The sequence below is a fragment of the Planococcus sp. SSTMD024 genome, from assembly GCF_041320495.1.
GTDB lineage: Bacteria > Bacillota > Bacilli > Bacillales_A > Planococcaceae > Planococcus.
This window is the reverse complement of record NZ_JBGGNS010000020.1, coordinates 90,008-109,006: the sequence shown is the minus strand read 5'-3', so window position 1 is coordinate 109,006 and position 18,999 is coordinate 90,008. Positions and strand designations below refer to the sequence as shown.

Below are 18,999 nucleotides of genomic sequence, written 5' to 3'. Positions count from 1 at the left end.
AAATCGATCTGCTTCTATATAAAGTTGCCGGCTAGCGGGGAAATCGCTTCCTGAGATGCGGCGTCTGATACATAAGTTCTTAAACCGAATATCTAGTTGGAAGACGAGGACAAAAACACACTCTCCTTGATCCAAACGATATGAACTATAAAATGTGACCCATTTTCTCATTTTCTGATGAGTGGACAGAAGTAGTTTTCTTCCCCTCTAAAACTGGAGACGGAGTGGAAGGGGGGCTGACTCCTGAGGGACCGCGCGGGCTGGCGAGACAAATGTACGGTGCTCTTTGCCGTACATTGGCTCAACACTCGCCCCTCGGAAAGCAGCCCCCCTGAAACGAAGTCGAAAAGCGGAAGCTTTTCTACTCACTCCTTCATATAGTTAAATGTATGACCCGCAACTTGAAAATGCTAATCCCTAACAAACCAACAATTGACAGAACCGCCCTCATCTTATACGATAAGGCAGGAAATTAAATAACCCGGCAACGGGAGAGGTTCATAGCATTCCACCCTCTATAAAAAACTATGGATTTTGAAATCAAGCCGAATCCACATGCGATTCGGCTTTTCTGTTGTCCGATTTTTTATAGCTCTCCCCCGCCGGCCCATTATAAGGAGGCCACACACATGGCAGGAAGAAACGAAGAAACACTCGAGCATTTGTCTTTGCTCGGCAACCAGAACACACGCTACAAATTTGAATACGACCCCGGCATTCTAGAAGCGATCGACAATCTCCACACGCGCGATTACTTCGTCAAATTCAATTGCCCGGAATTCACGTCGCTGTGCCCGCAAACCGGCCAGCCGGATTTCGCGACGATCTACTTGAGCTTCATCCCAGACAAAAAGCTCGTCGAAAGCAAAGCCTTGAAGCTTTATTTGTTCAGCTTCCGCAACCACGGCGATTTCCATGAAGACGTCGTCAACATCATCATGAACGACTTGATCGAGCTGCTTGACCCGCGCTATATCGAAGTATGGGGCAAGTTCACCCCGCGCGGCGGCTTGTCGATCGACCCGTATACGAACTATGGCAAGCCTGGCACGAAATACGAGGAAATGGCGACGTACCGGATGATGAACCACGACATGAATCCCGAAACGATCACCAACCGATAAGGAGAACCGCCAATGCTACTTTATTTAAACGGCGCTTTTGTCGGCCTGCTCATCCTGTCGAATATTTTGGCCGTAAAGTTATTTTCCATCAGCGAATGGGCCGTGCTGCCGGCTGCGGTCATCGTCTACGTCTTCACGTTCCCGATCACCGACACGATCGCGGAAGTGTACGGCAAAGAAGCCGCCCGCCAAACGGTCATGGCCGGGTTTATCACACAACTCGCGGCCCTGGCGTTCATCTTTGCGGCCATCCATTTGCCATCGGCACCGTTTTTTGCGGACCAGGCAGCGTTCGAGTCGATTTTCTCCGCCGGTTTTCGGGTGACGCTCGCAAGCTTAGTATCGTATTTCATTAGCCAAAACTTGGACGTCACGATTTTCCATAAATTAAAAGCACGTAATGGCGAATCGAAATTGTGGCTGCGCAATAATGCCTCGACGATGGCCAGCCAATTGGTGGATACGACGATTTTCATCACCATCGCTTTTTACGGGACGATGCCGTTGTCGGCATTGGCCGCCATGATTTTGACGCAGTATGTATTCAAATGGGTCGTCGCAGCAGCGGATACGCCGCTTGTCTACCTGCTCGTCAAACTCGCGCGCCGCTCCAAGACAGCCACTCAAAAAAGCTTTGCTTGATTATGGATCAATGCATAACAAAGCCGCCGGCAAACATTGCCGGCGGCTTTTGGAGTTGAATTTTTTAGGATGGCTGGACTGCAGGCACGATGATTGCGCCCAAATCCTGTTTTTGCGTCCAGACGAGCTCTGCGGTAATCGGCAAATGATCCGATACAGCCGTTTCGATTTTTTCTGCATCCCGTACGTCAAAACCGCGGTCAGCAAAAATGTAATCGATGCGTGTCATCGGCTTGAACGATTCACCGGTTTCGTGATTTTCATAAGGAGACGGATACGTATAGGCGTCGCCGCGCTTCGTTTTCAAGAAGACATCCGTCATGGTGTGATGGAGATGGGCCAAGTGGCGATGTGTCGGCGGTGCATTGAAATCGCCCGCGATGATTTTCGGGAAATGGCTTTTGCCGGCAATCTCCAGTATTTCCGCAACGCTCATTTCAAGCTCTTCATCTTTCAATGCTAAATGGGTATTTAGCACTTTGAGGTATGTGCCCCCGACTTCAATAACTGTCTCGAGAACGCCTCGCTGCTCATTATTGTAGATATCAGTAACGACTTGCGTCAAAAAATGGTTTTCTGCGTATTTGATTGGATAAAGGCTTAATGTGGCATTGCCGTACTGGCGGTTCGGGCGTTCCGGGTCATCCGGCGCCTGGTTCAGATTGGCGCCATATGCGGCGTACATTCCGAGCCGTTCGGAAAGCCATTCGACCTGATCCATATAAAAACTGCGGGCTGAAAAATAACGGTCGACTTCCTGAAGCGCCACAATGGTGGCTCCAGACGCTTCGATCACCTGTGCGGTTCTTTCTAAATCCACTTCGCCATCCATTCCCATTCCATGGGCAATATTGAACGACATCACTTTCACTGTTGGTGTCCTGCTGGCATCGCCGTGCATGAGACCATCTCCTTTTCTGGTTGAAACGAATCAGTGGCAGCTGCAATTGTCCCCTTCATTATAGCAAGAATGATGCTTTTTATAAGTTAAAAACAGGTTAAAAATTGTTAGAGTTTTGTAAATTTCTGATTTTTGCCACAATTGGAACGTGGTCCGATGCCTCACTTTCGAGGATCCATGCTTCTGTCGCTTGAAAATGGGCATCATGGAAAATATAATCGATTTTCTGGCCGTGGTCGCCCTGCTTTTTATACGTATCGGGATAAGGTCCCGAACCGAATGCGTTATAAAAATGTTTGGAGAATCGCTGGATGTGCTTCGTAGAAGGCGCAGCATTGAAATCCCCCACCAGCACTTGGGGCAGCGGGTTATCGCTTGTGATGGCGATGATTTCCGTCAAATTGCGGTCCACTTCCTTGTCAATGAGCGATAGATGCGTATTATAGAAAGAAAACCGTTGCCCTGCCAGTTCGATAACCGCTTCGAGCATTCCCCGCGGCTCGAATTTTGCCGGATGGACTTCGACGGCGCTCAGATCATGGTTGCGAAACGACACGATTGGGTAACGGCTCAAGATGGCGTTGCCGTATTCACGCTTCGGCCGCGCCCCCCCAGCTCCCCTGTCGATTAAATTTGGCCCATACGCCATGTGCATGCCGAGCCGGTTAGACAACCATTTGGCCTGGTCCCAAAAACGGCTGCGGGAAGAAAAATTCCGGTCCACTTCCTGCAATCCGGCAATATCCACTTCTCCTCGTTCAATTGTCCGGGCCGTTAGTTCAAGATCCAGCTTCCCATCGATTCGTTTGCCTGATGCAATATTAAAGCTCATCACTGTCAGCATCTTCCCCACCCCCGTCTTCTTTTATTGTTGTTTACTTCCATTCCCCCGCCTTGCCGAATGAAACCAAAAAGGCCCGCCTGTGAGCGGGCCTTTTTTTATTCACTTTGCTGATCTGTATAGGCGATGATGGCATCCCGCAAATACTGTGCTGCCCCTTCGCCGGCTCTTTCATAATAGGCCGCGAAGCGTTCATCCGCCACATACATCTCCGCCAGTCCTGCGTGCGCTTTCGGGTCGTAGCTGCCCCATGTAAACCCGAGCCACTGCCGGTGCAAAGCGGCTATTTCCTGCCCCGAGCTTCCTTTCGGTTCGCCGTCTGTTAGCGCATGCTCCAGCTTGTCCAGAATTTCTTGCTCAAGGCGCTGGAACGCTTCGTATTGTTCCTGGCCCATGCCGAGCATTTTGGCGTTTGAACGATCGACTTCTGCGTCGCCGTATCGCTCGCGGATTTCTCTCCCGTAAACCGCTTCATTGTCCTCAACCAGCTGCTTCTTGAATCCTTCGAACTTATCTTGATCTGCCATTCGACTCTCCCCTTGTTTTGCGGAAATCGTTTTCTCCACATTTGTAATCAAAAGGTCCAGGCGGCTGCGTTCCCGCATCAACTGTTCCCGCTGCCCGATCAATGCTTCGGTTTCATCAAAACCCGGCTCATCCAAAAGCTTCGCGATATCGTGCAGCCCAAAGCCGAGCTCCCGGTAAAACAAGATGAGCTGGAGACGGTCAACTTCCGCACTCCTGTACACGCGGTAGCCAGATTCATTTTTCTGCGGCGTCAATAAACCGATCGAATCGTAATAGCGCAAGGTCCGCGCACTCACGCCGGCAAGCCTAGCCAGTTTCTGCACTGTATACATGCCGCCACCTCCTGATAACTCCACTTTAAACCTTGACGCAGCGTCAAGGTCAAGAGAAAACACTACGTCAATTGCTGTTCGGCAAATTCGCGGTATAGCGCGTGTTTCCCGGTCAACTCCTGGTGGTTCCCAATGCCGGTCACACGCCCGCCTTCGATAAAGATGATCTGATCGGCATCGACGATCGTCGACAAACGATGGGCGATGACCAATGTCGTGCGCCCTTCCATCAAGCGGCCGAGCGCCTGCCCGACGATGCCTTCCGATTGGCTGTCGAGGCTTGCTGTCGCTTCGTCCATCATCAATAACTTCGGATCGCGCAAAAACGCTCGGGCGATCGCAATGCGCTGCCGCTGCCCACCGGACAATTTAACGCCGCGCTCCCCGACTTGTGTATCCAATCCGTCCGGAAACGAAGCGATGAATTCCTCGGCATACGCCATGCGGGATACGCGCCACAGCTCTTCATCCTTATAATTGTCCGCATCCGGCAAGCCATAAGTCAGATTCGCACGGATCGTCCCGCCCATCATGGCGCTTTCCTGTGACACATAGCCGATCTGGTCGCGCCAAGCAGTGATCGCCACATCCCCAATCGGTACATCACCGATTGTAATGATCCCGCCTGTCGGTTCGTAAAAACGCTCAATCAACCCAAAAATGGTTGTTTTGCCCCCACCGCTCGGACCGGCAAATGCAATCTTCTGGCCAGGGTGCGCTTCAAACGAAACGCCTTGCAGCACTGGCTCGCCATTTTCGTAAGCAAAGCTGACGTCTTCAAGGCGCAGCGTTTTGCCGCTGATGTCCATTTCCATGCCCTGCTTTTGTTCTTCAAGTGGCAGCTCCAGAATATCGATGATGCGCTCTGTGGCGCCTTTCGCTTTTTGCAATTCCGTAAAGAAACGCGCAAACGTAGCGAGCGGCACGACGATCTGGAACAAATACAGAAGAAAAGCGACCAACGACCCGGTCGACATGGACCCTTCCGATACACGGATGCCGCCGTAGCCGATGATCATCACGATGACGACCATGACGACTAGATACATGAGCGGGCCGATCAAGGCGTAGACTTTCGCTTCTCTCATGCCGAGCCCGTATAATTTCTGGATGCCCGATAGCCCGCGCTGCTCTTCTACCCGTTCCGCTGTCGAGGATTTCATCAAGCGGATTTCACCGAGCGTTTGCTGCACGTCGCCCGTGAACACGGCCGTTTCGTCCTGCAAGCTGCGGGAAATCTTCGCCATTTTACGCCCTAAAGGAATCATGATGGCGATTGTCAGCGGCACTGCGAGCATCATGATCAAGGTCATTTTCCAATCGAGCACAAGAAGAATCGTGACGGCCCCGATGATCGTAATGATGCCGGTAACGAAATTCGGGAAATGGTCGGTGATGAGATTCCGGACGATGCCGGTATCGTTGACGACACGGCTCACCGTCTGACCGCTTGCATGCTGGTCGAAATAGCCGACACGCAAACGCAGCAAATGAAGCCACATGCGCTCACGCAGTCCGGCCACGATGCGCTGCCCGACCATGCTCAATAAATAAATCGATACGCCGTTGATGACAGCCTGCACGATAAAAGCAGCGGCAAGCGCGGCAATCAATCCCGCGCTCAACGCTTCCACTGAAAACCCGTCCACCAATTCCCTCGTCAGCAACGGGACGAGCAAGCCGACGATGGTTGTGATTAAACTGGTCGCCAGCCCGAAAACAAGCGCCCATTTCGGGATTTTAATCGACGTTAAAAGCGCGAAAAACGGCTTGATTCCCTGTGTTTTCTGAATTGCTTCCATAACTCCATCTCCTATCTATCCGGTCAAACCATTCACGCAGCTGCAATTTTCCGGTCTTTCGGCAAAGCGAGGCCGACCAGCCCAAGAATCGGCAGCACGGAAATGATGATCATCGTTTCGTACACGCCGATCGAATCCATCAACACCCCGATCGCGACGGCACCGATCGCCCCCATGCCAAATGCCAAGCCAACCGTCAGCCCGGACATCGTACCGATTCTGCTCGGTACGAGTTCCTGGGCGTAGACGACCATGACGGAAAAGCTCAGCATGAGGAAAAAGCCCAATATGGAAAGAATGACGGCGACGATCGGCAATGCCACATATGGCAGCACCAGCGCCAGCGGAATCGGCACGATCAACGACAGCACGATGACGCGCTTGCGGCCGATGCGGTCTGCGAGCGGCCCGCCGAAAAAGGTGCCGAACGCCCCAATTCCAAGGAATAGGAAAATGAACATTTGCCCTTGCTGAATCGTCACGCCGTAATTATCCATTAAATGGAATATATAAAAACTCGTGATGGTCGTTATGTAAAAAGTGCGCGCGAAAATAATCAACAACAGCAAGGTCAAAGCAGTACCCACTTGCTTTTTCGTTAAAGGCGGCAAGGAAGACAGCACGGCTTTCTTCACTTTCTCCAATTTGTCACGCTCTAACTGCGCCTTGTACCACGCGGAAATTTTGGATAACACGAAAATGCCGAGTGCTGCGACGAAAAGAAATAATGCCGCGCCCCGTTGCCCAAGTGGCACGAGGATGAAGGCGCTGATCAGAGGCGCCAACGCTTGCCCTGAGTTGCCGCCGACTTGGTAAATCGATTGCGACAAGCCGCGCCTCGAACCTGCTGCCATATACGACACGCGCGAACCTTCCGGGTGGAACACCGCAGAACCGAAGCCAAGGAAAATGACCGACAACAAGATAAGCCAATACTCCGGCGCAAAGGCCAAACCGGCGATCCCGATAAACGAGAACACCATGCCAAGCGGCAATGCATAAGGCATCGGCTTTTTATCGCTCGCAAACCCGATGACCGGCTGCAAGACAGACGCCACCATATTGAGCGCAAAAGCGATCAGCCCGAGCTGCGTGAAGCTGAGACCCAGATCCTTCTCCAAAATCGGGAACATCGCCGGAATCACGGCTTGCAAGGAATCGTTCAGTAAATGGACACCGCCGATCGCGAACATCACCGGATAAACCGGATTCCCCGCGAGCGAAGATGAGGAAATTGCTTTTGTCATAGTGCTGCCTCCAAATTATGTAATCTTATTTTTTCCATTATAAACCAACCCATCCAACAAACGAAATACACAAAAAGCGCAGCTGCACATTCATCAATGAATGCCCATCTGCGCGCTTTGTTTCTGCTTATGAGCCCGCTTTACAGCAAACGGAGGAAGAGCACTTTCAAATAATCGCCTTCCGGAAATCTTCTATCGACATGGAAATCCGCCGGCAGGCTATACGTCTCCACAACTTTGTATTTCTGGTTTCTGTCTTTGAATGCTTTATCGATCATTTGCGTGAATTTCTTCATATTGAACGAAGCGCTGTTGGTCGAAGCGACAATCAAGCCACCCGCTGCCGTAATGTCGATCGTTTCTTTCATCAAATTGGTGTAATCTTTCGCTGCGCTGAAGACATGCTTTTTCGAACGCGCAAAGCTTGGCGGATCGAGGACTACTACATCAAAGCTCAAGTTTTTGCGCTTCGCGTATTTGAAATAATTGAAGACGTCCATAACCAGAATGTCCTGCTCGTCAAAATCGATGCCGTTGACGCTGAACTGCTCGATCGTTTTCGCTGAGCTGCGCTTCGCGAGGTCCACACTCGTTGTCTTGTCGGCACCGCCAAGCGCGGCCGCCACGGAAAAGGCTCCTGTGTACGAAAAGGTATTGAGCACAGTTTTGCCGTCCGCATACTTGGTACGGATTGCCTGGCGCACATCGCGCTGATCCAGGAAAATGCCGGTCATCGCACCGTCGTTCAAATACACCGCGAAGTTCATGCCGTTCTCTTTAACGATCAACGGGAATTCCCCGCGCTCACCCGATACGAAATCATCGTCTTCGATATACTGGCCTTTCGTATCGAAACGTTTTTTCTCATAGATGCCGATGCACTCCACGACATTCTCCAAAGCGGCCACGACGTCTTCGCGGAACGAATAGACCCCTTCGCTGTACCAGGACAGCAAGTAAAATCCTGCGTAATAATCGATCGTCAATCCGCCGAAGCCGTCTCCTTCGCCGTTAAAAACGCGGAAAGCGGTCGTCTCCGGATCGTTGAAGAATTTCTCGCGGCGGCTGAACGCCAATTCCAACTTGCGCTCGATAAAGGCTTGGCCGATTGCCTCGTCCTGGTTTCTCGTCAAGACCCAACCGGCGCCTTTGTTCTGCTCACCGTAATAGCCCGTGCCCAAATATTCCCCGTCTTTGTCGACCAGGCGAAGCAAGGTGCCTTCCGGTGCATCGATTTCACTCATCAATCCGTCTTTTGTGATGAGCGGAGACCCTTTCGCCAATTCATTTCTCAAACTATCCTTTACTGTTGCCGTCAATTCGTTTCTCACAATTCCTCATCCTATCTATGCCGTTGCGTTTTGCATTATAATCAGTGTAAAGGAAATCCGTCGCCCTGCCCACTTTCAAACGCCTTTTTCAGTGAATTGGATAAGGAAAGGAGGAGCCGTCGTGAAAAAGAAATTCTACGTCTACAACATCCTGCTGACCAACGGGGACATGCTGGAAGGCATCCGCATTGAAGGCGCGCTTGAAGACCATTTCATCGGCATTGCCGTCAGCCTGTTTCCGGTCGAAGATGCAGCGGGCAAGACGATTGTCTTGAATCTGTTCCACATCGTGCGTGCGGAGCTTGTGCGCATTGAAGAAATTTAGTGAAGATAGTGAGGGGTTGTTTGCGGAAATGCTGGGATGGTTCGAATGAAGCTTCCTCCAGACATTCGCCGCCGGGCTTTGGGTTGGCCTCTCACAGTAAGCCAAGAAGAACACTTGTCTCACTGTGTCGGCTCACCCTTGGCGCTCGGCGGCTGTGAGATTTCTTTGAGTCGGGTGTGTTTAATCAGATCTGTCTCTTTAGCCAGTTGCCGGCTAGCGGGGGAATCGCTTCCTATGATGCAGCGTCTGACACGTTGGTGCTTGAGTCGAGGATTTTGGTGATGGATCATAACTAACTAGTCTCTACCACAAACTCCAAAGATGACTTGGGCTACAAAATAGGAAGCATTTTCACATTTTCTATCGAATCGACAGAAAACATCTTATTCCACTCTAAAACTAGAGACGGAGTGGAAGGGGCGACGCCTGGGGGACCGAGCGGGCTGGCGAGACAAATGTGCGCCGCTCTTTGCCGCACCTTGGCTCAACACCCGCCCCATACACGGGCAGCTGAAAGCGCGACGTCCTGTCGCATCAGCTGCATGACTCGCATCCTGCGAGCCCCAAGCAGCCCCCTGCAACGAAGTCGAAAAGAGCAAGCTTTTCCACTCGCTTCTTTTCACGCCAAGCTTTCTAATTTCCGGTCTCAACGCTTCTCTCAATAGAAAAAAGCGCTCCGCAGCAATGCGGAACGCTTTGTATCCATTAGTCATTGTTGCATCCATTCCCAGGCATCGTTCATTTCGTCGAGGTTGAAATGGCGTGTTTCCAGGCCGGCTGCGAAGCCTTGCCAGCCGCTCGCTGCCTGTGTCCAGTCCTTTTCGCTGATGACCGCGAACTTGCGCGCTTGGCCCCAGCTTTCACGGTCGATGTCCGCACTGTCTGCCGCATCGAACAAGGTTGAATCTTCCACTTTGTAGATGATTGCGTACATATTGAAATGCCCTTTTTCGCTCACTTTGTCGCGGATGACGTGATCCAGTTTCTCGATATCGGCTTTGCTGGCACGCCCCTCTACTTCGATCGCAATCGTTTCGATATCTTTACTCGGTACAATTGACAGCATGTCTCTTCACCTCTCCTTTATCCAGTCCCAGGCTTGATCCATCTGGTCGATCGGAAAATGCTCGGCTTGCACGCCAGGAAATTTATCAATCGCTCCCGAAACTTTATCGAGCCAATCTTTTTCACTGACGACCGCGAGTTTATTGTATTGGCTCCAGCGTTTGGCATCGACAGCCAGCTCCTCGAATATGGCGCCCGCTGTAGGGGTGTCAATATCGCCGATCACGGCGTATACATTGAATTTCTCATCGTTGCGGAATTTTTCGAACACGATATTATCGAATTTCTCCAAATCATCTTTCGTCACTTTGCCTTCCACTTCGATTGCCAAGGTTTGTTCGTCTTTACTGGTAAAGAATGATAACATGGCGGCTCCTCCTTAAAGTTTCCTGATAATGCTGTTATTCCCTTTACAGAGGGCATCAAACTGCCATTTGAAAATCATCGTTTTAGATATATCGCATTCTGCATTTTATTGCTTTCCAGATTAGTGTATAATGGAGTCAGATAATTTCGAAAGGAGATTTACTATGCCGATTCCTGTAGACCATACAAGGCCGGTACGCGTTTCCGCTAAAGAAAGTGCCCACTTGCAATTGCAGCAATGGATCATCGATGGCACGTTGCAGCCTGGTGAGAAACTGGTCGACACTGAACTCGCTGAAGCGCTCAATTTGAGCCGGACGCCGATTCGTGAAGCCCTGCAGCTCCTTGAAGTACAAGGGTTCATTGAAATGTTTCCAGGCAAAGCGACACGCGTTACGGATATCCATATCGAAGACATCAAACACCTCCTGCCCCCCCTTGCTGTGCTGCAAGCACTTGCCGGTGAGCTGGCCATTCCAAATTTAACGCCTGAGATTTTTGGGCTTTTGGAAGAAACCAACCGGAAATTTGCGCGTGCCATCCGCAACAGCGATTCCTTCTCTGCTTTGAAAATCGATGAGGAATTCCATCAGATCATCGTGGATGCAGCCGGGAATCCATATATAGATTCCATGCTCGGCCAGCTTCAATCACACGTCCGCAGACAATTTTTCCACCATTCCTTAGTCTTGACGATGCGCTCACATGACGAGCATATCGAAATCATTGAAACGCTTAAAGCGGGAGACGCCGACAAGATTTCACACCTGATGAAATCCAACTGGGTCCGCACTATTGAAGAATTGACCGCTTCCAAAGGCATTTAAAAAAGCTGTTCCACAACGTTTTAGATACGTTGGGAACAGCTTTTTTTAACGGTTTGTATAAGCGGGGGATTCCGCTTGCCCGTGGTTTCTCAAGCGGACAACCACTCCCGAAATGATGATAGCAGCCAAAGCCGGTACCAGCCAGCCCAGCCCATCGCCATAAAGCGGCAGGACCTCCGCATAAAAGTCGATGATGCCTTGAAGCCAAGCCGGATTTTCCATGCCGAGCGATCCCGTCAAGGTTTTCAATCCGTCGATGATCGCGATGAAGAACGTCACGCCGATAGCTGATACGTAGACGATGCGGCTATGGTTGAAAAGCGGCGACATAAACGCCAGCATGATCAAGACGATGGCGAGTGGATACAAGAACATCAATACCGGAATCGAATACGTGATGATGTTTGACAGCCCGGCATTGGTGACGACCAATGAAAACACGGTGAAGATGAAGACATATGTGCGGTAGCTGATGCCAGGCGTCAGCTTATGGAAAAACTCTGAAGTCGCGACCGTCAAACCGACCGCTGTCGTAAGGCATGCCAAGGTGATGATCACGGCCAACAGCATCGCGCCGAACGTGCCGAAATAATGTTCAGAAGCCCCGCTCAGAACCGGCCCGCCGGTTTCCAATAGGCCAAGCTGAGAAGTGCTGGTCGCCCCAAGGAATGCGATGCCCGTGTAAACGACTGCCAACAACGCAGCCGCCACAGCACCGCTGCGAAGTGTCGCCTTCAGCAAGCCTTTAGATGAAGTGACGCCCATTTTCTGGACGGCTGAAATGACGATAATGCCGAACACGAGTGAAGCGAGCGCATCCATCGTGTTGTATCCTTCTGTAAAGCCGGTCAAAAAGGCACCGCTTGCGTAGCCGTCTTGTGCAGCGCCAGCCTCGCCCATCGGAGAAACGAACGCCGCGACCAGCAAGATGCCGAGGACGATCAAGATGGCCGGAGCCAGGAATTTGCCGATGCTGTCGACCATTTGTGTCGGATTCAACGACAACAATAAAGAAATCACATAAAAGATAAGCGAGAAGACGATTAAGCCGATGGCAATCGATCCCTCTCCGATAAACGGCACGATGCCCACTTCATAAGAAACGGCTGCTGTCCGCGGCAATGCGAAAAACGGACCGATCGTCAAATACAGCGCGGCAGTGAACAATAACCCGTACACCGGATGCACACGGCTCGAGAGATCTTGCAAGTCCCGGCTTTTCGAGAAGCCAATCGCCAAGATGCCAAGAAGCGGCAAGCCGACCCCTGTCGTCAAGAAACCGGCCATTGCCACCCAAACGTTCTCGCCTGCATACTGGCCGAGCTGTGCCGGGAAGATCAAATTCCCTGCCCCGAAAAACAATGCGAAAAGCATTGTCCCAATGATAAGATAAGCCTTCATCGATAATTTGCTGTCCATATTTACTAGCTCCCTCACTTTTTTGAATATTCATTCTCTTTTATCTCGGAATACTATCAAAGAATAATTGTATGCGATATATTGCATAAGGTAATAGTACAACATTCGCTATAAAATGCAAGGGTAAACTTTCTATTTTCGGAAAATTTCATTATTAACTCTAAATGCAGTTATACAGAGCTTTCCCGCTATAACATTTTCTTCCTTTCCTTACAGTTATTCCGACCCTATTCCCGAAAATCTTGACTCGCATTTCCAGCGCATTGCTGTAAAATATCTACATATATGAAGACGTCCATCGTTTTCCAAAACTGTCCGGAAGGCGGAGATGCCCAATGAAGATTATACGCATTGTTTTGCAATTGCTTGTCCTTTACGGATTTTTGCTGATCGGCGAAGCCATTCAAGCTTTGCTCCATTTGCCGATGCCCGGAAGCATCATCGGCTTTTTGCTTTTGTTCGCCGCTTTATCGTTGAACATCTATCCGCTTGAGTGGATAGACGCAGGTGCGACTTTTTTATTGAGCTTTCTTTCCTTATATTTCATTCCTGCAACGGTTGGCGTAGTTGACTACGGCCCCTTGTTTTCCGGAAAAGGCGTGTTGCTGCTGCCGATTGTGGCCATCAGTACGCTCATCACGATGGCCGCTGCCGGATTTGCAAGCCAGTATATCGCAAATCGAAGCGCAGCTCAAAAGGGGGAAACGTAATCATGGCATTTACCCCCGCTGCACTTATCTTTTCTATTTTGACCGTAGCGGCTTACGTCACCGCTAATTTTTTGTATCTGCGCTTTCGAAAAACACCTTTAAATCCCGTCATCACAGCGACGGTAGCGCTCGTGGCCATATTAATCCTGTTCGATGTCCCTTATGAAACCTATATGGAAGGCGGCGATTGGGTGGCATCTTTCCTTGGCCCGGCTGTCGTCGCACTTGCCGTCCCGCTTTATAAGCATCGTGACTTGCTCCAGAAAAATCTGGTCCCGATCGTTGCCGGGATTGTCGCCGGCGTCATCGCGGGACTTGTCAGCGGCACGCTCTTTACGCGCTGGCTCGGCTTTACGGAAGAACTGATTTTGACGGTCTTGCCGAAATCATTGACCACCCCCGTGGCCATGCAAGTCGCCTCAACAATCGGCGGCGTCCCGTCGCTGGCAGCTGTGTTTGTCATGGTCGCCGGCTTCACGGGCATCTTGCTCGGGCCGTATTTGCTGCAATTATTGAACATCGATTCCCCGATTGGGCGCGGCATTGGGCTCGGGGCTTCTGCCCACGGCCTTGGCACGGCGAAAGCGTTCGAATATGGGCCGGAAGATGCCTCGATGAGTTCAGTCGCGATGACCTTAGCCGCCGTTCTTGGCGCATTGCTCAGCCCGCTCGCTGCCTGGCTGTTGCTTTAGGCTTTCAGGTACAGCGAGGAATCATATCTTCTTACCATCACCGCAATTCAATAACTCCATAAAAAATCCCCGGTGCATCGGTGCACCGGGGATTTTCTATTTGATATTCACTTGCCAAGATACTCCGAAGCGGTCATTGCACCAGCCAAATTTCGGGCTGAAGCCATAATCGCCAGGTTCCATCAGCACTTTTCCGCCTTCGCTTAAAGCGCTATAGGTTCTATCGAATTGCTCTTCATCATCCACTTGGACAAATAGCGACACAGCTGGCGTAAAAGTGAACTCATGCGGAATCGGGCTATCGATGCACATATATTCAGTGCCTGCCAACGTAAAGCTCGCCCTCTCTACTTTGCCATCCTCCCGGTGCGTCACCGAATCGATACGGGAATTGTTGAAAATGGAGGTATACAATTTCATCGCCTCTTCTGCTTGGCCTTGAAACAGTAAAAATGTCGTAATCGTTTGAGTCATTTGATCAACCTCCTTAAGTTTTCAAATCACGCCGGCGAAAACCGTAGGCCCCTGCCACAGCTAGGAGAACTGCGATGGCGACCATCAACGCGAGCACGCCGTAATTGACCTCATCCAATGGAATGCCTGGAATATGCCCATAAGGCGTCAGCTTCTCCACCCAGTCCGGAAGCTGCAGCATCTCGCCGAGATAGACGACGAAAAACGACAAGCCCAGGTAAAGCCAAATGACACTTGCGAAACCAGGAAGAAAACCGATGAACACGAGTGCCAAAGCGACCATGATCAGCACCGCCGGCAAATACACGAACGAAGCGCCGATATACGTACCAAGCGGCAAATCATCTTCAAGCACGGCGTTGCCAAGAAGGCCGAGCCCAAGACCGGTCAAGAACAGCATCGTGATCGCCGTCAACGCCGCAAGCAGCCAATAGCTGAATGCCACACGCCAGCGGGAAACCGACCGGCTGATGACATGCTCCATGCGCCCATTCTTTTCTTCCGTCTTCACCTTCAGCATTGCCATGATTGCCGGAATCGATGCCAGTATTGCCATCACGGAAGACAGTACCGGGATGAACAGCTCGATCAAACTAAACCCACTTTGTTCAACGATCAATTGCTGGAACAAATCAATGCCTTCAAAAAAGCGTTCGATTTCACCGAGCACCGAACCATACGAGACGCCTAAGATAAATAAAGCGACCGCCCACGCAATCAATCCTGTGCGCTGAAGCCGCCATGCCAAACCGAACGGCCCGCGAAGCATTGCCGAGGCATGGGTGCGGCCTGACCGCGTCGGTAAAAACCCGGAGTCGTGGTCGCGGATGCTGTTCAAATACAACGCCAAGATAGATAGCGCAATTGCCAAACCGACCGACAGCATCACCGGCCACCAGAGGTTTTCAACAAACGGCTTGGCGCGCAGGATCCAGCCAAGCGGCGAACTGAGCGAAAGCGCCTCACTCATGACGTCACCGATCGCACGGATCATGTAAAACACCAGCAAAGCCGCAATCGACAAGCCGGTTGTTCCACGGGCATTTTGAGATAGCTGGGCAAATACGGCCGTTAAAGCGGCAAAAAACAATCCTGTCGCCCCAAGTGCTGCACCGAATAACAGCGAGCCGTGAAGATCGACGCTATCGATTTGGAGCGCAGCCATCGAAACACCGGTCAATACCGCAAGCAGTCCATTGACAAAAGTGAGTACCAGCAAAACTGCGGTTAAACTGGACAATTGCCCGACCGGCAGCGCACGGACGAGTTCAAGCCGCCCTTCCTCCTCATCGCCTCGCGTATGGCGGCTCACAAGCAGAATGTTCATCAAGGCGACAATTGCCGCGGTCATGACCAGCATTTCATGTGCCGTCATGGCGCCGGTCGTATAATTTTCCACGCCGTAATTGGGCCCGACCATCGCGACCATCGCCGGATTCTCCATTGTTTCCGCAATGGTCTGACGCTCGACATCGTCTCCGTATAAATTATCGAAGACAAGCACGGTTCCCGCGGACACAAAGACGAACGATAAAATCCAGATCGGCAACCGCACGCGGTCGCGCCGCAGGATGAAACGCACCAAACTCCATGTATGGTCAAAAAGCTGGCTCATCACACGCCACCTCCTGCTCCTGTCTCCGTTTCCTCATAATGACGGATGAACAAATCCTCCAGTGTCGGCGGCCGGCTCTCCATCCGCTTGATGCCAAATGCACTCAAATGCCGGACGACTGCATCCAGTTCATCGGCATCCACCTGGAACGACCAGCCCCCGTCAAACGCCTGCACGCGGTGTACGCCTGACAGCTCAGCCAAATCCGGTATGGGCTTCTCTGTTTCGATGAACATCAAGGAACCGGTCAAATGGCGCATTTCCTTAAGTGTTCCGGTTTCGATGATGCGTCCTTTGCGGATGATCGCCACCCGGTCGCACAGCTTTTCCACTTCCGACAGGATATGGCTCGACAACAGGATGCTCTTGCCCTGCATTTTCGCTTCGTGGACGTATTCGGAAAACACGCGTTCCATGAGCGGGTCGAGGCCTGAAGTCGGCTCATCGAAGATATAAAGGTCCGCGTCGGCGGAAAATGCCGCAATGAGCGCCACTTTCTGGCGATTCCCTTTTGAGTACGTGCGGCATTTCTTGCTTGGGTCAAGCCCGAAACGGCTGATCAGTTCATCACGCCGCTCTTTATCATAGCCCCCACGCAATCTTCCGAACAAATCAATCACTTCGCCGCCGGTCAGGTTCGGCCATAAATTGATATCCCCCGGTACATACGCTACTCGTTTATGGATATCGACCGCATCTTTCCAGACATCTTTGCCGAAAATCTCGGCGCTGCCCTCGGATGCTTTCAAAATCCCGAGCAGGACACGCAAGGTCGTCGATTTCCCTGCTCCGTTCGGCCCGATAAATCCGAATACTTCCCCTTCTTGCACTTCAATATCCACACCATCCAGCGCTTTGAACTCCCCGAACTTTTTACTGAGCCTTTGCGTCTTGACTACCGTCATCGTGACCCCTCCTCCGTTTCGTAAAAGCTCTTCTTCAAAATGGCCAAGTAAGCGTAGAATTCTTCCCAATACGGCGCGAAATCGATGTCTGCGAGTTTCTGCCCTGTCAAACGCGCAAGCAGTTCCTGCTGGTAACCGTCGATCGACCAACGAATCAAGTGGAACACTTTATCCGGGTCCGAATCTTTCCGAAAACGGCTCTTATCGATGCCTTCATACATGAGCTTATAGCCCGCTTGTTTCATTTCCTCTATATTGGCTGCCAGCTCTTGTGGCAAATGCGCTTCGCCTTCCTGCAAAAAAACAGCCGAGAACTGGAACACTTCTTCATTTTCCGCTTGTGCTTCCATTTTCAGGCGGGCCAGCTGCGTGAGCCGTTCAATCAGATCCCGTTCCGCTGCGTCCACTTTATCCAAGTAGCGGCTTTGAATGAATTCAAGGCTATACTTCACCAAATACTCATAAAGCTCCTGCTTGCTGGTGAAATAATAAAACAACATTCCTTTACCGATTCCCGCCGCCTTGACAATACGGTTAGTCGAGGCTTTCTCATAGCCATGTGCTGCAAATTCCGCAAGCGCAGCCTGGCGGATGGCCTGTTGCTTGCTTTCTTCCAAATTTTCAAATCGCGCGATGATGGTGCTCCCCTCCTTTTTTACTCTCGTAGACCACACTGGTCGACTTCAATATACAACATTCGACCACGCTGGTCAACTCTAAAAAAAACAGATTATTCCGCATTTCTTTCCGCAAGCATTCCAGCTTTCCTGAAAGCGCTTGTCGTGCTATGTTTTACATAAGTATGACAAGACAGGAGGAGCTTCTTTTGAATAAAATCATGACACCTAAGTTTTCTGTCGCCGCACTCACTGCAGCTGCCGCACTTACCTTGTCTGCATGCGGCAGCGACAGCGAAGAAACCGCTGAAACTGCAAGCGCGTGGGATGAGATCCAGGAACAAGGCACATTGACCGTTGCAACATCCGGCACCCTTTACCCGACTTCGTACCGTGAGGAAGGCACCGATGAATTGACCGGCTTTGAAGTCGAAGTGGTCCGCGAAATGGCCGAGCGCCTCGAACTCGAAGTCGAATTCTCTGAAATGGGCTTTGACGAGATGATGACATCCGTGCAGACCGGCCAAGTCGACATCGCCGCAAATGACATCGAGATCAACGAAGACCGCAAGGAGAAATTCGTCTTCTCCACGCCGTTTAAATATTCGTATGGTACCGCCATCGTCCGTGAAGGCGACCTTTCCGGCATCGAAACGCTCGAAGATCTCGAAGGCAAGAAAGCAGCCGGCGCTTCGACATCCGTCTATATGGAAACCGCCCGTTCTTACGGCGCTGAAGAAGTGACTTATGACAATGCCACGAATGAAACGTACCTGCGCGACGTGGCGATCGGCCGCACCGATGTCATCCTCAATGATTATTATTTGCAGACACTTGCCATCGAAGCGTTCCCGGAACTTGACATCGTCATCCATCCGACGATCAAATACCGCCCATCTGAAGGCGGCATGGTCATGAACAAAGGCAACGATGAACTGGTCGAAAACGTCAACAACACAATCGATGAAATGCTAGAAGACGGCACCATTGCTGAAATTTCCGCTGAGTTCTTTGACGGAGCCGATGTAACACAGCCAATCGACATTGAAGAATAAGTTCCACTGACTCGATGCCCGCTTCTGCGGCCATCGGGTTTTTTATAAAATGCTATTACTTTAATAGCATTCACTTCCCCTATTTCGAAAGCGCTTCCTTTTTTATTTCCACAATACCCCTGTTCACTGGGCCAAATTATTGATTCCTTTCGATGGTTTGAGCGATTTATTGTTATAGTTG

The 18,999-nt window shown here is 51.0% G+C and carries 20 protein-coding genes and 1 riboswitch; of the genes, 7 read left to right on the top strand and 13 right to left on the bottom strand.

Annotation, left to right across the window (positions count from 1 at the left end):
• Positions 1 to 487 precede the first annotated feature (487 nt).
• Positions 488 to 535: riboswitch (PreQ1 riboswitch) on the top strand.
• A gap of 94 nt (positions 536 to 629) precedes the next feature.
• Positions 630 to 1,124 carry a preQ(1) synthase gene (gene queF / locus AB9R92_RS06355; RefSeq protein WP_058382035.1) on the top strand — a complete coding sequence of 165 codons (495 nt, stop codon included), beginning with the start codon at positions 630 to 632 and terminating at the stop codon, positions 1,122 to 1,124.
• Between the two features lie 12 nt (positions 1,125 to 1,136).
• On the top strand, positions 1,137 to 1,766 hold the full coding sequence (locus tag AB9R92_RS06350) for a queuosine precursor transporter (RefSeq protein ID WP_370668621.1): 630 nt from the start codon (positions 1,137 to 1,139) through the stop codon (positions 1,764 to 1,766).
• A gap of 64 nt (positions 1,767 to 1,830) precedes the next feature.
• On the opposite strand, the gene AB9R92_RS06345 is transcribed toward AB9R92_RS06350, so the two are convergent.
• The 6 genes from AB9R92_RS06345 to AB9R92_RS06320 all read right to left on the bottom strand — a co-directional run bounded on the left by AB9R92_RS06345 (position 1,831) and on the right by AB9R92_RS06320 (position 8,748).
• Positions 1,831 to 2,667 (bottom strand): endonuclease/exonuclease/phosphatase family protein, encoded by an 837-nt coding sequence (locus AB9R92_RS06345; protein ID WP_370668620.1) that lies wholly within the window; start codon positions 2,665 to 2,667, stop codon positions 1,831 to 1,833.
• 97 nt (positions 2,668 to 2,764) lie between these two features.
• Complete coding sequence (locus tag AB9R92_RS06340) at positions 2,765 to 3,511, bottom strand: endonuclease/exonuclease/phosphatase family protein (protein WP_370668619.1); 747 nt, start codon at positions 3,509 to 3,511, stop codon at positions 2,765 to 2,767.
• Between the two features lie 95 nt (positions 3,512 to 3,606).
• Positions 3,607 to 4,368 (bottom strand): MerR family transcriptional regulator, encoded by a 762-nt coding sequence (locus AB9R92_RS06335; protein WP_370668618.1) that lies wholly within the window; start codon positions 4,366 to 4,368, stop codon positions 3,607 to 3,609.
• Positions 4,369 to 4,430: 62 nt separating this feature from the next.
• Complete coding sequence (locus AB9R92_RS06330; protein WP_370668617.1) at positions 4,431 to 6,170, bottom strand: ABC transporter ATP-binding protein; 1,740 nt, start codon at positions 6,168 to 6,170, stop codon at positions 4,431 to 4,433.
• A gap of 32 nt (positions 6,171 to 6,202) precedes the next feature.
• Entirely contained in the window at positions 6,203 to 7,417 is a 1,215-nt protein-coding gene (locus tag AB9R92_RS06325) for an MFS transporter (protein ID WP_370668616.1), read from the bottom strand.
• Between the two features lie 140 nt (positions 7,418 to 7,557).
• Positions 7,558 to 8,748, bottom strand: a complete 1,191-nt coding sequence (locus tag AB9R92_RS06320; RefSeq protein WP_370668615.1) for a class I SAM-dependent rRNA methyltransferase — start codon at positions 8,746 to 8,748, stop codon at positions 7,558 to 7,560.
• Between the two features lie 121 nt (positions 8,749 to 8,869).
• Here AB9R92_RS06320 and AB9R92_RS06315 point away from each other — a divergent pair, with 121 nt between their 5' ends.
• On the top strand, positions 8,870 to 9,073 hold the full coding sequence (locus AB9R92_RS06315) for a hypothetical protein (protein ID WP_370668614.1): 204 nt from the start codon (positions 8,870 to 8,872) through the stop codon (positions 9,071 to 9,073).
• Positions 9,074 to 9,782: 709 nt separating this feature from the next.
• Here the strand turns inward: AB9R92_RS06315 and AB9R92_RS06310 are convergent.
• Positions 9,783 to 10,139, bottom strand: coding sequence for a SpoIIAA family protein (locus tag AB9R92_RS06310; RefSeq protein WP_370668613.1), 357 nt, complete (start codon positions 10,137 to 10,139; stop codon positions 9,783 to 9,785).
• 6 nt (positions 10,140 to 10,145) lie between these two features.
• A complete protein-coding gene (locus AB9R92_RS06305) occupies positions 10,146 to 10,505 on the bottom strand; it encodes a SpoIIAA family protein (protein ID WP_370668612.1) in 360 nt (119 codons plus the stop codon).
• A gap of 163 nt (positions 10,506 to 10,668) precedes the next feature.
• Here AB9R92_RS06305 and AB9R92_RS06300 point away from each other — a divergent pair, with 163 nt between their 5' ends.
• Positions 10,669 to 11,331 carry a GntR family transcriptional regulator gene (locus AB9R92_RS06300; protein WP_370668611.1) on the top strand — a complete coding sequence of 221 codons (663 nt, stop codon included), beginning with the start codon at positions 10,669 to 10,671 and terminating at the stop codon, positions 11,329 to 11,331.
• 45 nt (positions 11,332 to 11,376) lie between these two features.
• Here AB9R92_RS06300 and brnQ read toward each other — a convergent pair whose 3' ends face one another.
• On the bottom strand, positions 11,377 to 12,750 hold the full coding sequence (gene brnQ, locus AB9R92_RS06295) for a branched-chain amino acid transport system II carrier protein (protein WP_370668610.1): 1,374 nt from the start codon (positions 12,748 to 12,750) through the stop codon (positions 11,377 to 11,379).
• A 335-nt stretch (positions 12,751 to 13,085) separates the two neighbouring features.
• On the opposite strand from brnQ, the gene AB9R92_RS06290 reads away from it, so the two are divergent.
• Positions 13,086 to 13,460 carry a CidA/LrgA family holin-like protein gene (locus tag AB9R92_RS06290; protein ID WP_370668609.1) on the top strand — a complete coding sequence of 125 codons (375 nt, stop codon included), beginning with the start codon at positions 13,086 to 13,088 and terminating at the stop codon, positions 13,458 to 13,460.
• Between the two features lie 2 nt (positions 13,461 to 13,462).
• Positions 13,463 to 14,152: an LrgB family protein gene (locus tag AB9R92_RS06285; protein WP_370668608.1), complete on the top strand. Its 690-nt coding sequence runs from the start codon at positions 13,463 to 13,465 to the stop codon at positions 14,150 to 14,152.
• A gap of 96 nt (positions 14,153 to 14,248) precedes the next feature.
• On the opposite strand, the gene AB9R92_RS06280 is transcribed toward AB9R92_RS06285, so the two are convergent.
• From AB9R92_RS06280 to AB9R92_RS06265, 4 genes are read right to left on the bottom strand one after another with little or no spacing between them, the layout of a single operon-like run.
• Entirely contained in the window at positions 14,249 to 14,626 is a 378-nt protein-coding gene (locus AB9R92_RS06280) for a VOC family protein (protein ID WP_370668607.1), read from the bottom strand.
• Between the two features lie 13 nt (positions 14,627 to 14,639).
• Entirely contained in the window at positions 14,640 to 16,241 is a 1,602-nt protein-coding gene (locus tag AB9R92_RS06275) for an ABC transporter permease (protein ID WP_370668606.1), read from the bottom strand.
• On the bottom strand, positions 16,241 to 17,146 hold the full coding sequence (locus AB9R92_RS06270; protein WP_370668605.1) for an ABC transporter ATP-binding protein: 906 nt from the start codon (positions 17,144 to 17,146) through the stop codon (positions 16,241 to 16,243). The genes AB9R92_RS06275 and AB9R92_RS06270 overlap by 1 nt, the downstream gene beginning before the upstream one ends.
• Entirely contained in the window at positions 17,143 to 17,763 is a 621-nt protein-coding gene (locus tag AB9R92_RS06265; protein WP_370668604.1) for a TetR/AcrR family transcriptional regulator, read from the bottom strand. The genes AB9R92_RS06270 and AB9R92_RS06265 overlap by 4 nt, the downstream gene beginning before the upstream one ends.
• A 221-nt stretch (positions 17,764 to 17,984) precedes the next feature.
• Between AB9R92_RS06265 and AB9R92_RS06260 the strand changes: the two genes are divergently transcribed.
• Positions 17,985 to 18,818 (top strand): transporter substrate-binding domain-containing protein, encoded by an 834-nt coding sequence (locus AB9R92_RS06260; protein WP_370668766.1) that lies wholly within the window; start codon positions 17,985 to 17,987, stop codon positions 18,816 to 18,818.
• Positions 18,819 to 18,999: the final 181 nt, after the last annotated feature.